The organism is Paraburkholderia sp. BR10937 (assembly GCF_040965695.1).
Taxonomy (GTDB): Bacteria; Pseudomonadota; Gammaproteobacteria; order Burkholderiales; family Burkholderiaceae; genus Paraburkholderia.
In genome coordinates this window covers 38,063-52,317 of the sequence record NZ_JBFRCL010000061.1, presented here as the reverse complement: position 1 = coordinate 52,317, position 14,255 = coordinate 38,063, and the positions used below count along the sequence as shown (strand labels likewise).

The window sequence follows — 14,255 nt, the reverse complement described above, 5'->3', positions numbered from 1 at the left end:
CCACGATGCGCTCGCCGGTCGCCACGCGCAGATCGACGTTGGCCTGCTGCACGGCGTAAGCGGTGGCGATATCGTCGATAGCGATCTCGCCGCGCACCGGCTCGATCACGTTGCGCGAGGCTTCGGCGTTGCGCAGCCGGCTCGCAAGCGCATCGATCACATTGCTATCTGGCATTCCTAAGCTCCTGCCCATCTAGTGTTTTCCGGGTGGCTCTGCGGCCACCCGCTTCTCTTTTTGCGTGACATCGGTTGCCCGCGCATCCATTGCGGCAACCGATGCTCCGTACTGCGGCGGCTCAGGCGGGCACGGCAAGACCGGTCACGTCGGCGGCAGCGACAAACCGATCAGGTCGCAACGCCACGGCGCGCGCACCATACTTGCGCAACCACGGACGCAATACGCCGTCCAGGTCGATCAACTCGTCGTTGCCTTGAGTGTGCTGGTCTTGCTGGCGTACGGCGAAGTACCGTGCGCCGAGACTGTCCCAGGCGTCCTTTTCCGCGGCGGTGAGCAGCGTCGCCGGGTCCACGTCGTCGCCGAGCAATACGAAACCGTCACCGAGCAAGTCGTCCAGGCGCCCCATCACCCCACGGATGTCTCCGACCACCGGCTGCGGCACCATCCGGCCCACGATGCTGTCGTCGGCGAGCGGGCCGCGCAGCCATCCGGCCGCGAGCACCGGCGGTGCAATCAGTGGCGGTTCCTGAGCGGCATCGCGATGTGCTGCATCGAGTGCGGCCTGCTCCTCCTCCGAGAGTTCCTGCTTGATGACACGGCCAAGCTGAACGGCAAGCTGGGTGTAGAAGGTGGCGTTCGGCCGACGTTCGGCTTCGTAGGTGGCGAGGAAATGCTCGGGCAAGGTTCCATTGAGGACGCCCGCAAGCTTCCAGCCGAGATCGAACGCATCGCGCATCCCCGTCTGCATGCCGGCGCCAGCCCATGGCGGCATGAGGTGCGCAGCATCGCCAGCCAGGAACACACGGCCTTCGCGCCACTTGTCAGCCATACGGGTATGGTGGCGATAGAACGCATGCTGGTGAATCTCCACGTCGTCCCCGGTCACGCCCAACGCCTCGAGCAGCGGCCAGATCTGGGCGTTCGTGGCGAAGTCGGCCTCCGTCTCGCCGGGCTTGAGCGGCAGCTCCCAACGGTGATTACCGCCTGAGAGCGCGATGTCCACCACCGGCCGTTCCTTGTCGGACCAGAAGGTCAACAGGTTCCGGTCCGGCCACCAACGTTTCGCACGGCAGTCGATCACGATCCACATCACGTCGAGCGTATCGCCCTCGAGCTTCGCTCCGATCATGCCGCGCGTGGCACTGCTACCGCCGTCGCAGCCGATCACATAACGTACGCGCGTGCTCGTCACGACGCCGGTATCGATATCCTTCGCCGTGACCGTGACGCCGGTCTCGTCCTGCTCCAGCGATGCCACTTCGAAGCCGTAGCGGACATCGATCAATTCGCCATGCTGCGCTGCGGACTCGCGCAGCGCAGCTTCCATGGTCGGCTGGTAAATATTGAAGAAGCGCGGCTTGATGCCCAGCGTTGAAGGCGGATGCTCGACGCGCATGATCTCCGTACCGTCGTAGCGCATCCAGCGCAATGCGCGTTGGGGATCGATGCATTTCAGAACCGGCTCGTCAACGTCGAGATTCTGGAAAATCCGCATCGTCCAGTCATTCACGGTGACGGCACGGGCACGCGGATAGATGTCGCGATGCCGTTCGAATGCAACGCAGGAAATGCCATATTTCGCGAGCGTAAGCGCGGCAATGACACCAGAAGGACCGTAGCCGACGATGGCAACGTCCGCGTCGAAGTGTTCTGACATGGGGTGACTCCAATGGGTTTTGTGGAATGCGAAAGCCGGCTATTCGATTCGTAGTGCGTATTACATTGCTTATGCGTCTCCGTTCTTGTTTCACGGAGACGGCATTGCGAATTCTCGCTGCGCGCCGTCGCAGCCGTCGTTAGCCGTTAGTGCTTCAGGAAGTCGATGACGAGCCGGTTGAATTCCTCAGCGTGTTCCCACTGTGCCCAGTGGCCGCACTTCGGGAAGATATGGAGCCGTGCATCCTGCAATGTGCTGATCATGCGCAGGCCATGATCGATCGGCACGAACCGGTCGTCTCGTCCCCACGTAATCAGCGTTTTGTGGCCGATTTCCGCAAAACGGGAGGACAGGTCCCACGTCGTAACCGGGCAAAGCTTCGAGCTTTCGACGAAGTTCTTCAGGTGGTTCAGGTTCGACTCGATATTGTTCCAGCGCCCCCGACGCAGCTCTTCAGTGATCGCTGCCGGGTTGTAGACGAACACGTCGAGCATGGCTTCGAAGTTCGCGTAACCCGGCTGCGAGTAAAGCTTGAACATGTGCTTGATGCCCTCGCCCGGTTGCGGCTGGAGGATGCTCGGGCCTTGCGCCCCCGGTCCCATGAGCACCATGCGATCGAGGCGATCGGCAAACTCGAGCGCGAAACTCAACGCCGAAGCCCCGCCCATCGAGTTGCCGACCAGATGCGCCTTCTCGATACCAAGCGCATCCAGCACGCCCTTCGTGGCACGCGCGTTCAGCAGGTTGCGCGGCACGTCACTGACGATTTCGCCGGATTTGTTGAATCCAGGGCTGTCGATCAGCAGAACGCGAAATCCCGCTGCGACCAGCGCTTCGATATTGCGGTAGTAGTTGCTCCAGCCACTGGCGCCGGGGCCGCCGCCATGCAGCATCGCGACAGCGGGCCCTTCCCCGGCATCGTTGAAATGGATCGTGAAATTCTCGAGGCCCGGTTCGTTGATCGTCACGAACTTGCTCGTACTGGATTCGGTCAGGGTCACTTTTTTTTGCTCCGATGATGGTAGATCTATGCGTCGTTTGCTTGCTCAAACACGATTCACTGTGCAGTTCCGGCAGCCGGGCCCGGCGGCGGATTCAGCTTATGCCCCCAATCGCTAAGCTCTGCGTAGCGTTTGACCTCCCACGTTGCATCGTCCACCACGATGCCACCCGCGCCAAACTCGATGGCGAAGCCGGACGGCGAAATCATGTAGAAGGAAAACATCTGGTCGTTGGGGTGATGGCCCAACTCCATCAGGATGGGCACTCCCGCCTGCTTGCAGCGATCGTAGGCCAGGCCAACATCGTTGGGATCGACACACTCGACCATGACGTGATGGATACGTTTGTGGACCGGAAACGGCACATCAGCAATCGCCAGGGAATGATGCCGGCCGGTACGCGCGTGGAAGAAGGCGACATCGAGGTTGACGCCAGGCGCGGCATCGCCATTGATCGAGTCGCTGAGTTTCAGACCCAATACGCGCTCGCAAAACGCCCTCGCGGGTGCGCTCTGCCTGGGCACGGTGACGAAGTGCCCCGCACCGAGGCGTCCGGTGCTAAATGCACCGCGCAGCACGGACGAACGGAAGGTGTCCCGGGATGTGGTCCTATAGGCACCGCAGTAGAATTCGTGCCGGATGCCGTCCGGATCGCAACAGACAAACAGACGTGAGACACGGCGCTGTTCGGCAACTTCAGCGTCCGCCTCGGCAACGTCGATCCCCTGAGCGCGCGTCTGAACGACGAACGCCTCGAGTTCCGCATCCGATTCGAATTCCCAGCCAGCGGCGAGGAAATCATCGAGGTCATTCCTCACCAGCAGAATGCGCTGTTCATAGTCGTCCATACGCAGGCCGAGTGACTCGCCGGGCACCCGCCTTCCAGCCTGCAAGCCAAGTACGTTGACGGCAAACGCCTCCCATGCCGCCAGGTCGTTGACTCCAAAAACCATGTATCCCAGCGTCGATACGCTATGCATTACCTCTGCTCCTTTCGCGATTTTTCCTGACTGCCTGCCCGGCGCATTGGTGAAGCGCCTTAGCGCGCCATGTGATTCGGACCTGGCTAGCCGGTCCGATATGACAAGCCGCTGCACCGAATCTGGCGGTTGCGACCACGACGGAAGTGTACCGATAGGTCCAAAACGGCGAACACCAGGGAAAACAAGTAATGTACCGATCGGTCCAAGACAGGATGACGTATACTTCGCTGATGGAAAAGGCACAACAGATTGGCAATCGGCGCGGTCAACGATCGCGTCAGGAGATCCTCGACGCGGCGGCGCGCGTGATGTCGGCTTATGGTTACGCAGGCACGTCAATGTCCGCGCTGGTCGAGGCGACTGGAATCCCCAAGAGTGCGATCTACCATCACTTTGGCTCGAAGGCCGGACTGCTCGCAGAAGTGATGGCCAGAGGCGCGCGCGATTTCTTCGCAGCCATGCGCGAAGCTCACGAGCATCCACCGCAAGGCGGCACACCGCGCGAACGGCTCGGCTGGTATCTGAAAAAAACGGGCGAGGTGTTCGAGCACCGTGAGAACTTCCTGCGCCTGTTGTTTCTCATGGTCATGAGCAACGAGGCCGCCGAACCCGATGCCATGCAGATCGTCGTGGAAGTGCGCAACGAAGGTCGCAATTACATGAGCGAGATGATTCGTAACGCATTCAGCGAAGTGGGAGAGGCCTTGGCGTCGGATGTGGCCGACGAACTCGCGTACTTTGGCATGCTTGGATTTGACGGTGCGTTTATATCCTTGCAGTCTGGCGACAACAAGACAATGAAAGCGCACATGGAGCAACTCACCGACGCCATGATCGCTCTTGGCGAAACGCGTGCTGCATCGCTCCGCGAGCGTGCTCCAAAGCGGAAGAAGCCATCGGCGGGGGTCCGGGGTAACGTGCCCCCGCGACGAGGAGGGCGCGCGGCGAGCGGCGGCTTAAAAGTCTCTGGGTAGCGTTTTTCGGGTCCGCCGGAATCTGGCAAGAGGCATGGCGAACTGAATCGATATTCCATCCGGACGTTGCGGGAGAGACCTCAGGTTTTGTGCTGTTGTTCGAATAATTGAGGCCGAGGCGGCGGACGGCAATTTTGTTTTAAGGGCTTTGCGTTCTGGCAAGAGCGCTGCCGCTCCAAGCCTCCCCGTCGATATGCGAACATCGCAGCTTCTTTCGCGGACGCCATTCACCCATGCCGAAAATCCGGAAAAACCTCGCCACGTTGCTGGGCCTCGCACTCGCCGCGGGCAGCGCCGCCGCGCAACCGGCACAGAAGCCGCCGGGGCCGGCCATGATGGTCCATTTCGACTACTACCCGAAAGACCGCCCGCAGATTCATGCGCTCGAACAGCGGCTGGCCGGCGCCATCAAGCGCGCGGACGCAGGCGAACTCGGCGAAACCGAAATTCACATCGACGGCAACGACGGGTATCTCTACATGTACGGGCCCGACCCGGACCGGCTGTATCGCGTCACGAGCCCGATTCTGAAGTCGTCCAGACTGACCGGCCACTCCGAAGTCACGAAGTGGTACGGGACTCGCAGGGAAACGTTCGTGATTCGCTGAGGCGCGCGCCTCAAAGCTTGGGATGGCACTCGAAGCGGATAACGGAGGCCTGCTGCTGCAGCGCCTCGAGGCCTTCGGTGTGCTCCATGCCGAGACTCGTTTGCATGCCGCGGCTCTCGCAGAAGTCGTTGGCCTCGCTCACCGCGCGCTTGTGGGCGCGCGCCCATGCGAGGCGCCCGCCCGTCGCGGACGCCGAAACGACGTACGTGCCCGAGTTGTCCGCCGTGGTGACGTCGCCGGCCGACGCGCAACCCGCCAGCACCGTGCAGGCGGCGGCAAGCGATACGGCGAGCTTGTGCGAGGACCGGCTTGCCACGCCCGCAAGCCTGACGGCCCCCTTGATAATCTGCTCCATGAATCCCTCTCACGATCGAGCGTCGCAATACGCTCACATGAGTCTGGATTTTAGGGTCGCCCTATCGAAAGTCTATGCCCATAGACTGAATTCACTGTTACCGCCAGAAATACAATCGCGATCCCTTGGTGGTTCGCAAACGATTCCTGTCCTGTCGCAAACAATGTTGGTCTGCCCATTTCTCGCAAATGAAGTCGTCCCGAAAAATCGCACGCTTTGTCCTTGACTCCTGAACGGTCCACCCTCGAAGACGCTTTCCGTCGAACCCTCCGTAAAGCACTACAACTGCTTACAAATCTCACACTGGACCGGTGCACCACTGTGTCGATTGCGGCGTTCTTGCTGACACATCTCAACGGAGCGCGACATGAGCACCAATCTAACTTCCGGTTCGCAGCAGCGTAGTCGCATTCACCCTTTGGTTGCTGGCGCGGCCGTGGCGGTCATCCTGGCCAGCGCTACAGGTATCGCGGCGATGACAGGCGTGCTTCCGACATCCCGAGCTGTGACTGCTCCTCCGACGCAGGCTATTCCGGTCGCTGCACAAATCGCGAGCGCACCGGTCGCTTCACCGCAATCGAACGCGGACCAGCGCGTGACGCGGGAGGAAACGCCTGTGCAACCGCGCGTCCATCATCACCATAGTGTTTCAGTTGAGCAGTCCCCAAGGTATGCGAACAACGACACATATCAATCGTCGGCACAACCGGCTCCGAGGCCAGTTGCCGTTGACCCGAACGCCGGCGAAGTCGTCGCAATCAATACGGTCCAGGAACCCGAGCCGACAACGGGTCTCGGGGCGGTAGGCGGGGCTGTCGCCGGCGGGCTGCTGGGAAATCAGGTCGGCGGAGGACGCGGTCGCGTTCTGGCAACAATTGCTGGCGCCGTCGGCGGTGGCTTTGCGGGCAATGGCATTGAGCATGCTGTACGCAAGGCGACGAGTTACCAGGTGCAGGTCAGAATGCAGGACGGTAGCTACCGGAACTTCAACTACTCAACGCAGCCACCGGTCCAGGTCGGTGAGCGCGTTCATGTCTCGGGTGACTCCTTGAGCGCGTCGTAATCAGCCTGTGTTGTCCTGGCAACCTGCGATTACGTGCTCAAGGATTGCATTCAGGGCCACCACCCTTTCTGGCCCCATAAACGCGACGAGCAGCCCGGGTCAAGCCGGCACGCCCTCGATGGCGTGCCCGGAACGTCCCCACGCCACCACGACGCCGAGACCGAGCACCGCGAGGCACACGATCGGCACGATCATCGGCCCGAACGCGGTGCCCGTGAGCTTGCCCGCGAGCGGCATGAGGTTCTGGCCAAAGAAGCCGCCGAGATTGCCGATCGAGTTGATCGCCGCGACGCTCGCCGCCGCCCGCGCGCCGGTGAAGTAGCGCGGCGGCATCGACCAGAAGCACGGGTACAGGAGCGGAATGCACGCGCCCCCGAACACGAGTGCGATGAAGCGCAGCGGCGTGGAAGGCAGCAGGAGACTCAGCAGGAAGCCCAGCGTGCCGAGCGCCGCGACGATCGCCATCGCGCGAAGAATGCTTTTCGCGCGGCGCAGTTTCGAGGGCAGCCACAGCAGCAGCAGCACCGCCAGCGCCCACGGCAGCATGCTCAACAGCCCGTTCATGCTGCTCGACACGCCAAACGACTTCACGAGCGTGGGCAGCCAGTAGGTCACGCCGTAGAGCGACGTCGACATCAGCATGTAGGTCGCCGCAAACAGCATCACACGCGGATCGAGCAGCGCCTTCCAGGGCTGCGCGTGTTCGGCGTGCTCGGGCTTCTCGCGCTCGTGCGCGGCCGCCACGATCTGCTTTTCGCGCTCGTTCAGAAAGCGCGCTTCCTGGTACGACGCCGGCAGCAGCCTGAACACGGCGATGCCGACCAGCACGGCGGGCAGGCCCGTGGCGATGAACACCCACTGCCAGCCGGCGAGGCCCCATACGCCATTGAGGCTCAGCAGCCAGCCGCCCACGAGCGAGCCCAGCATGTTCGCGAGCGCGCTGCCCAGCGTGAAGATGCCGAGCACGCGCGCGCGATAGCTTTGCGGAAACCACAGCGTGAGGTAGTAGATCACGCCGGGATAGAAGCCGGCTTCGGCCACGCCCAGCGCGAGGCGCAGGCCGCAGAACACCTGCATCGAGGTGGTGAAGCCCATCAACACCGTGATCACGCCCCAGGTGAGCATGATGCGCGCGAGCCACACGCGCGCGCCGAAGCGGTGCAGCGCGAGCGTGCTGGGCACTTCGAACAGCAGATAGCCGATAAAGAACAGAGACGACGCGAGGCCGAACGCCGTTTCGGTCATGTTGAGGCTGTGCACCATCTGCAGCTTCGCGAAGCCGACGTTTTGCCGGTCGATGAACGAGATCAGAAACATCACGACGAGGATCGGCATGAGACGGCGCGCGATCTTCGACATGACGCCGCGCTCTTCGGCGGACTGTTGATCGACGGTTGAGACTGTATTCACTTTGTTCTCCTGCGTTTATTTGTATGTTGCGTGCGCGTGCGCCTAAGACGGGCGGAAGTCCGCGAGCATCGCCACGAACATGTCGTTCCATGTGCGCGGCTTCGCCTTGATCGTGCCCACCATGTACAGAAAATCCACGTACTCCATCAACTGCTCGGGCCAGACCGAAAAGCGCGACTCCGGTGCGGAGAGCGTCTGCACCACGTGCTCGCGCGACGCGCCGAAGCCCGACGAATCGACATAGATCTGCGCCGCGGCCGCCTTGTCCTGCGCGATCATCCGGTTCGCCTCGTCGAGCGCGTGAAGGAACGCTTTTGCCAGCGCCGGCTCGGTATCGACGAGGCGCTTGGGCGTGAACACCACGTCGAGCGTGAGCGGCCCGAGCACGTCGACAGAATTGACCACGCGGTGGATGCCCGGCTGCTGCAATTCGAGCGTCGAGAACGGCGGCGACGCGAAATGCGCGGTGATGCCGCCCTCGCGCCGGATCAGCGACTGCATGGCCTGCGGATGCGGCAGGCCGACGGTGATCGAATCGAGCTGCGCGAAGTGCTGCGGCCCGAGCAGCTTGCTCGCCACCATTTGCAGCACGACGGCCGAAAGCGAGGTGCGAATGCCCGGCACCGCAATGCGGTCGGCGCTCGTGAAATCGCGCAGCGTCGCGATCTGCGGGCGGTTCGTGTTGAGCGAGAGCGCTGTGGCCGACAGGCCGCTGATGCCGATCACCTCGACGTTCGGTATGCCGCGCGCCCGCGCCCACAGTTCGATGAAGCCGGGCGCGCCCACGGCGGCGAAGTCGAGCGTGCCGGCCATCATGGCGTCGTCGACGGAATTGCCGCCGTCGAGCCTCACCCACTCCACGCTCACGTCCGCGAGCCCCTGGCGGGCCGCATGGCGCTCGAAGAGCCGCGCCTTTTCCATCACGAGCAGCGGCAGATACAGCAGACCATAGCCCTTGGAAATGCGCACTGTGCGCGGCGTGGCCCGGACCCAGCCAGGCGCGAGCCCCGCGGCAACGGCCGCCGCGCCAAGCCCGGCCGCAACGAGCGCGCGCCGACGCGGTGAAGGCCGCGGCGACTTCACGCGCATCTTGCCGTCTCCGTTGGTTCGTGTCGTAATCACGTCGCGCCATCTTCCATGGTTCGCGAGATTACCGGGCGAGTCTGAGAAAATGCTGAGAAACACACAGAGTAGACCTCGGGGAAAACCCGCACCCATGAAGATTTCGGCAGGAACGGCATCATGCGCATTCTGGTGGTAGAGGACGACGCGGAAATCGGCGCGGCGGTCCGCAGCCGCCTCACGCGGCTCGGTCACGCGGTGGACCTCGAAGCAAACGGCGCCACGGCGAACAGCTTGCTTGGCGTGGAGCGCTTCGATCTGGTCGTGCTCGACGTGATGCTTCCCGCCATGGACGGCTTCGAGATTCTGCGCCATCTGCGCGCGGCAGGCTCGACCACGCCGGTGCTGCTGCTCACCGCACGCTCCGCCATCGACGACCGCGTGAGCGGCCTCGGTCTCGGCGCCGACGACTATCTCGTCAAACCGTTCGACTACCGCGAACTCGAGGCGCGCGTGCAGGCGCTCCTGCGCCGCAACAGCGGGCACGCGAACGATGTGGTGAGGCTCGGCGGTCTCGCCATCGACCGCAGCAGCCGCCTGGCCGAACTCGACGGCAAACCGCTTTCACTCTCGCGCCAGGAATTCGCGCTGCTCGAAATCCTCGCCAGCCGTCCGCAGCGCATCTTCCCGAAGGAAGAGCTGCTGAACCAGTTGTTCAGCTACGGCAACGAGCCGAGCGCGAACGCTGTCGAACAATACGTCACGCGCGTGCGCAAGAAGCTGCAGGGCAGTTCGGTCGAAATCCGCACGGCGCGCGGCATGGGATATCAAATTGCCGCGCTTTGACTGGTTCCCGAAAACGCTGCTCGGGCGCACGCTGCTCTTCATCGCGCTCGTCGTGGCGTCGGGCGCGGCGGCGCTCGCGGGCATCGCGCGCTATTACGCGGGCGTTGCGTCCGAGCGCGCCTACGACCAGCTGCTTGCGGGCGCAGCCATCCAGGTCGCCGAAAACCTCTACGTGCAGGGCGGCGTGCTCGCGCTCAATCCGCCGGTGGCCGCGCTCTCCACGCTCTCGCGCTATGACGTCGTCTACTACAAGGTGGTCGACGCGCGCGGCCTCGTCGTCGCGGGGTATGGCGACCTTCCCGGTCCGGCCAGTACGACGAGCGCGATGAGCGCGCGCCAGGGTCCGACGTTCGCGAACGCCCGCTACCAGGGCGAGCGCGTGCGCACGGCGACCATCGGGCGCTACATGCCAGACGCGCGGCCGCCCGGCTGGGCCCTCGTCACCGTCGCGCAGACCACGCATGCGCGCCAGCAGCTCACGAACGACATGAGCCTCAAGGTCTGGACGCTGATCCTGCTGATGAGCGTGCTCGCCATCGGCGCGAGCGGCCTGGCGATCCGGCGCGGCCTGCGTCCGCTCGCGCAGATCGAACAGATCATCGCCGCGCGCGACCCGGCCGACCTGCGGCCCGTGGTGCACGACACGCCGAGCGAAATCAACGCGCTGATCGGCGCCATCAACGGGCTGATCGGCCGGCTTGCCGAACGCATGACGGCCATGCAGCGCTTCATCGCCGACGCCGCGCACCAGATGCGCACGCCGATCGCGCGGCTCGACGCGCAGATCGAATTGCTCAGCACCGAGTCCGATCCCGCGCGCCACGCCGCGCGGCTCGAAGCGTTGCGGGCCACCTGTTCGGACGTGGGCCGGCTCACCGGCCAGCTGCTCAATCACGCGATGGTGATTCATCGCACCGAAGTGGTCCCGCTGCAGCACGTGGACCTCGCGAAGCTCGCAAGGGAAGTGCTGGGCCGAACGATTCCGCTCGCCGACGAACGCGACGTGCAAGTGGCATTCGAAAGCAACGCGCCGCAGGTCTGGATCGCGGGCGACCCCGTGAGCCTGCAGGAAGCGCTGTCGAACGTGCTGCACAACGCGCTGCTGCACGGCAAGGCCGACGATATCGTGGTCACCGTGAACGCCGCGCCGGAGGCCGTCACGCTGACCGTGACCGACAACGGACGAGGCATTGCGCGCGAACACTGGGACGCCGCGTTGCGGCCGTTCGAGCGCATCGGCCAGGAGGGCGCGGAGCGCACGACGGGCTCCGGCCTCGGGCTCGCCATCGTGCAGGCGGTGATGAAGGCGCACGGCGGGCGCGTGAACTTCGCGTTTCCCGCCGGGGGCGGGTTTGCCGTGATGCTGACGTTTCCTCCCGAAGAAGGCGGCACGCCTCCCGCTGCGCCACGGTGAACGCCTCGCGAAAGCGTAGTAGCGCGAGTTCGTCGGCGCGCGTAGTCAATCAGGTCTCTGATGGATGCGCCCGCGCATACATGCGCAATGCGAGCCAGCATACTCCAGCCCCAAGCCCGCCCACCACGCCGCCGAAGCTGCCGACCCACGACACGCCGAAACCATTGGCAATATGGTTGCCGAGCAGCGCGCCCGCGCCGATCCCCACGTTATAGAGGCCGGAATAGATCGAGACCGCGAGGTCCGCGGCTTCGGGCGCGAGCTTGAGCACCCATGCCTGCATGGCAAGGCCGAAGGAAACGATTGCGCCGCCCCACACCAGCGTGTGAACGGACAACGTGACGATGCTCAGCACAGCGGGAAACTGCACGAGCAGGCACACGCACACGGCGATCACGGCCGCTTGCAGGAACCGCGCCGGATCGCGCGGATAAAGGCGATTGAAGAAAATCGCCGCGGGAATGCCGGCACTGCCGAACAGGATCAGGATATAGGTGATGCGTTGACTGCTTTCGTGGCCCACGGTGTGAATGAAGGGCTCGATATACGTGTACGACGTGAAATGCGCGGTCACGACGAGGATCGTGAGCAGATAGAGCGAGGCGAGCATCGGCTTTCTGAACAGCACGGGCACGCTGCTGAACGAGCCCGTTTGCTGGCTCGGCAACACGGGCAGCATCACGCGCAGCATGAGCAGCGCAAATGCCGCCGCGCCCGCGATGACGAAGAACGTCTGCCGCCACCCCAGCGTCTCGCCGATCACGCGCCCAAGCGGAATACCGGCCACCATGGCGATCGAGGTCCCCATGCCGAGCATGGCGAGCGCCCGGCTCTTGTTGCCGGGCGGCGCGAGCCTCACCACCAGCGAGACGGAAATCGACCAGAAGATGGCGTGCGCAAAGGCAATGCCGATCCGGCCCACCATCAGCACCGTGAAGTTCCACGCCACGCCGGTCACGATATGGCTGACGACGAAGAGCGCGAATATCCAGGTCAGCAGCTTGCGGCGTTCGACGTTGCGCGTCAGCAGCATCAGGGGCAGCGACGCCACGGCCACCGTCCACGCGTAGATCGTCAGCATGAGGCCGACGTCGGTCGGCTTCATGTGCAGGCTCTCGCCAATGGCGCTCAGCAGTGCAACGGGCACGAATTCGGTCGTGTTGAAAATGAAGGCCGAGAGCGCCAGGACGAGCACGCCCCACCAGGAGTGCCCGGACGAGACCGGTTCAGGCGTCGACATACGAGAGATGCGGGAGTCGATAAAGTGCGATTATCGCGTATCGCGCGGTATGCGATCCCTGAACCGTACAGTGCCTCTTCTGGCCCTTGCCGTAAGCAGCGCGGGCCGGGCCCGCTCGTTTCACGGCTGTGGGTGCCTCCTTCTGGCGCGCAGCCCGAACGCATACGCGAGCGCCGCCGAAACGAGCAGCGTGGCGCTGACGAAATACAGCCCCAGCGAATAGTCGCCGCTCAGGTCGCGCAGCCGGCCGATCACCATCGGGCCGAGCGTGCCGCCGATGAGGCTGCCCATCGCGTTGATGATCGCGATGCCCGCCGCCGCGGCAGAACCCGAGAGAAACTGCGTGGGCATGCTCCAGAGCGGCGGCTTCGCCGCGTTGATGCCGAAGTTCGCGATCGAGAGCCCAATGATCAGCACAATGGCGTTGGCGGCGTGGCCGGACATCAGCATGCCGATACCGGCCGCGAGACACGCAATCGCAACGTGCAGGCGCCGTTCGTTGGTGCGGTCCGAGTTGCGCGCCCAGAGCACCATCGTCACGACCGCGAACAGATTCGGTATCGCGTTCACGAGGCCCAGCTCGAAGTAGCTGAAGCCAAAGTGGCGGATGATCATCGGCGCCCAGATGCCGATGGCGTAGAGCCCTGTCGACGTGCCCGCATAGACGAGCGCGAGCAGCAGCACGCGCGAGTCCTTCACGGCGCCCCACACGCTCGACTTGCTCTGCGCCGCCTTCGCTTCGCGTTCGCGCCGCATTTCGCCGCTCAGCCACTCGCGCTCGGCGGGCGCGAGCCACTGTGCGTCTTCGGGCCGGTCGGTCAGATAGAAGTACGAAACGATGCCGAGCAGCACGGTGGGCGCGCCTTCGACGAGGAAGAGCCACTGCCAGCCGTGCAGATGCGCTGCGCCCTCCAGGCTCATGAGCGCGCCCGAGATGGGCGAGCCGATCATGTTCGAGAGCGGCGCGGCGGTCATGAACATCGCCGTGACGAAGGCGCGATGGCGCGCGGGAAACCAGAAGCTCAGGTAGAGAATGATGCCGGGAAAGAAACCCGCTTCGGCGAGACCGAGCACGAAGCGCAGCGTATAGAAGCTGTACGGGCCCGTGACGAACGCCGTGGCCGCGGAGAGCAGACCCCATGCCACCATCAGCAATGCGATCCATCTGCGCGCGCCGACGCGCTGCAGCGCGAGGTTGGACGGCATGCCGGCCGCGATATAGCCGACGAAGAAAATCCCCGCGCCAACGCCGAACATGGCTTGCGTGAGCCCGATGTCATGATTCATCGTGAGCCCGGCGAAGCCGACGTTCACGCGGTTCAGAAAGCTCAGGAAATACAGGACGATGATGAACGGCGTGATGCGTCGTGAGACCTTGCGCACGACGCTGGGCTCCAACGCGGCGGCGTCCTGCGGATCGACTGCGGCAATGTTCATGGGTGTCTCCGTGTGGAGCGCACTCGC

13 protein-coding genes and 1 pseudogene are annotated in these 14,255 nt (G+C 63.8%); 5 read left to right on the top strand and 9 right to left on the bottom strand.

The annotated features are described in order from the left end of the window. From AB4Y44_RS34695 to AB4Y44_RS34680, 4 genes and pseudogenes are all read right to left on the bottom strand, one after another. Positions 1-175, bottom strand: a pseudogene (locus AB4Y44_RS34695) (2-keto-4-pentenoate hydratase); the annotation flags it as partial. 121 nt (positions 176-296) lie between these two features. Continuing rightward, complete coding sequence (locus AB4Y44_RS34690) at positions 297-1,835, bottom strand: bifunctional 3-(3-hydroxy-phenyl)propionate/3-hydroxycinnamic acid hydroxylase (RefSeq protein ID WP_368702055.1); 1,539 nt, start codon at positions 1,833-1,835, stop codon at positions 297-299. Positions 1,836-1,981: 146 nt separating this feature from the next. After that, on the bottom strand, positions 1,982-2,836 hold the full coding sequence (bphD, locus tag AB4Y44_RS34685; RefSeq protein ID WP_342922694.1) for a 2-hydroxy-6-oxo-6-phenylhexa-2,4-dienoate hydrolase: 855 nt from the start codon (positions 2,834-2,836) through the stop codon (positions 1,982-1,984). Positions 2,837-2,892: 56 nt separating this feature from the next. Beyond that, positions 2,893-3,816: a VOC family protein gene (locus tag AB4Y44_RS34680; protein WP_342922693.1), complete on the bottom strand. Its 924-nt coding sequence runs from the start codon at positions 3,814-3,816 to the stop codon at positions 2,893-2,895. 233 nt (positions 3,817-4,049) lie between these two features. On the opposite strand from AB4Y44_RS34680, the gene AB4Y44_RS34675 reads away from it, so the two are divergent. Further along, positions 4,050-4,793, top strand: a complete 744-nt coding sequence (locus AB4Y44_RS34675; protein ID WP_342922746.1) for a TetR/AcrR family transcriptional regulator — start codon at positions 4,050-4,052, stop codon at positions 4,791-4,793. Between the two features lie 233 nt (positions 4,794-5,026). Then, positions 5,027-5,401, top strand: a complete 375-nt coding sequence (locus AB4Y44_RS34670) for a hypothetical protein (protein ID WP_342922692.1) — start codon at positions 5,027-5,029, stop codon at positions 5,399-5,401. Positions 5,402-5,411: 10 nt separating this feature from the next. Here AB4Y44_RS34670 and AB4Y44_RS34665 read toward each other — a convergent pair whose 3' ends face one another. Next, complete coding sequence (locus AB4Y44_RS34665) at positions 5,412-5,756, bottom strand: hypothetical protein (RefSeq protein WP_368702054.1); 345 nt, start codon at positions 5,754-5,756, stop codon at positions 5,412-5,414. Between the two features lie 367 nt (positions 5,757-6,123). Between AB4Y44_RS34665 and AB4Y44_RS34660 the strand changes: the two genes are divergently transcribed. Further along, positions 6,124-6,819 carry a glycine zipper 2TM domain-containing protein gene (locus AB4Y44_RS34660; protein WP_368702053.1) on the top strand — a complete coding sequence of 232 codons (696 nt, stop codon included), beginning with the start codon at positions 6,124-6,126 and terminating at the stop codon, positions 6,817-6,819. A 99-nt stretch (positions 6,820-6,918) separates the two neighbouring features. Here the strand turns inward: AB4Y44_RS34660 and AB4Y44_RS34655 are convergent, their stop codons facing one another. Continuing rightward, positions 6,919-8,229, bottom strand: a complete 1,311-nt coding sequence (locus tag AB4Y44_RS34655; RefSeq protein ID WP_368702052.1) for an MFS transporter — start codon at positions 8,227-8,229, stop codon at positions 6,919-6,921. 42 nt (positions 8,230-8,271) lie between these two features. Then, positions 8,272-9,318, bottom strand: a complete 1,047-nt coding sequence (locus AB4Y44_RS34650; RefSeq protein WP_368702058.1) for an ABC transporter substrate-binding protein — start codon at positions 9,316-9,318, stop codon at positions 8,272-8,274. Positions 9,319-9,471: 153 nt separating this feature from the next. On the opposite strand from AB4Y44_RS34650, the gene AB4Y44_RS34645 reads away from it, so the two are divergent. Both AB4Y44_RS34645 and AB4Y44_RS34640 read left to right on the top strand, forming a co-directional pair. After that, positions 9,472-10,137, top strand: a complete 666-nt coding sequence (locus AB4Y44_RS34645; protein ID WP_042267376.1) for a response regulator transcription factor — start codon at positions 9,472-9,474, stop codon at positions 10,135-10,137. Beyond that, on the top strand, positions 10,124-11,551 hold the full coding sequence (locus tag AB4Y44_RS34640) for a sensor histidine kinase (RefSeq protein WP_368702051.1): 1,428 nt from the start codon (positions 10,124-10,126) through the stop codon (positions 11,549-11,551). Before AB4Y44_RS34645 ends, AB4Y44_RS34640 begins: the two co-directional genes overlap by 14 nt. 49 nt (positions 11,552-11,600) lie before the next feature. Here AB4Y44_RS34640 and AB4Y44_RS34635 read toward each other — a convergent pair whose 3' ends face one another. Both AB4Y44_RS34635 and AB4Y44_RS34630 read right to left on the bottom strand, forming a co-directional pair. Then, the gene (locus tag AB4Y44_RS34635; protein WP_368702050.1) at positions 11,601-12,791 is read right to left on the bottom strand and encodes a sugar transporter; all 1,191 of its coding nucleotides are present in this window, start codon (positions 12,789-12,791) and stop codon (positions 11,601-11,603) included. A 120-nt stretch (positions 12,792-12,911) separates the two neighbouring features. Beyond that, on the bottom strand, positions 12,912-14,228 hold the full coding sequence (locus AB4Y44_RS34630; RefSeq protein WP_368702049.1) for an MFS transporter: 1,317 nt from the start codon (positions 14,226-14,228) through the stop codon (positions 12,912-12,914). Between the last annotated feature and the right edge of the window lie 27 nt (positions 14,229-14,255).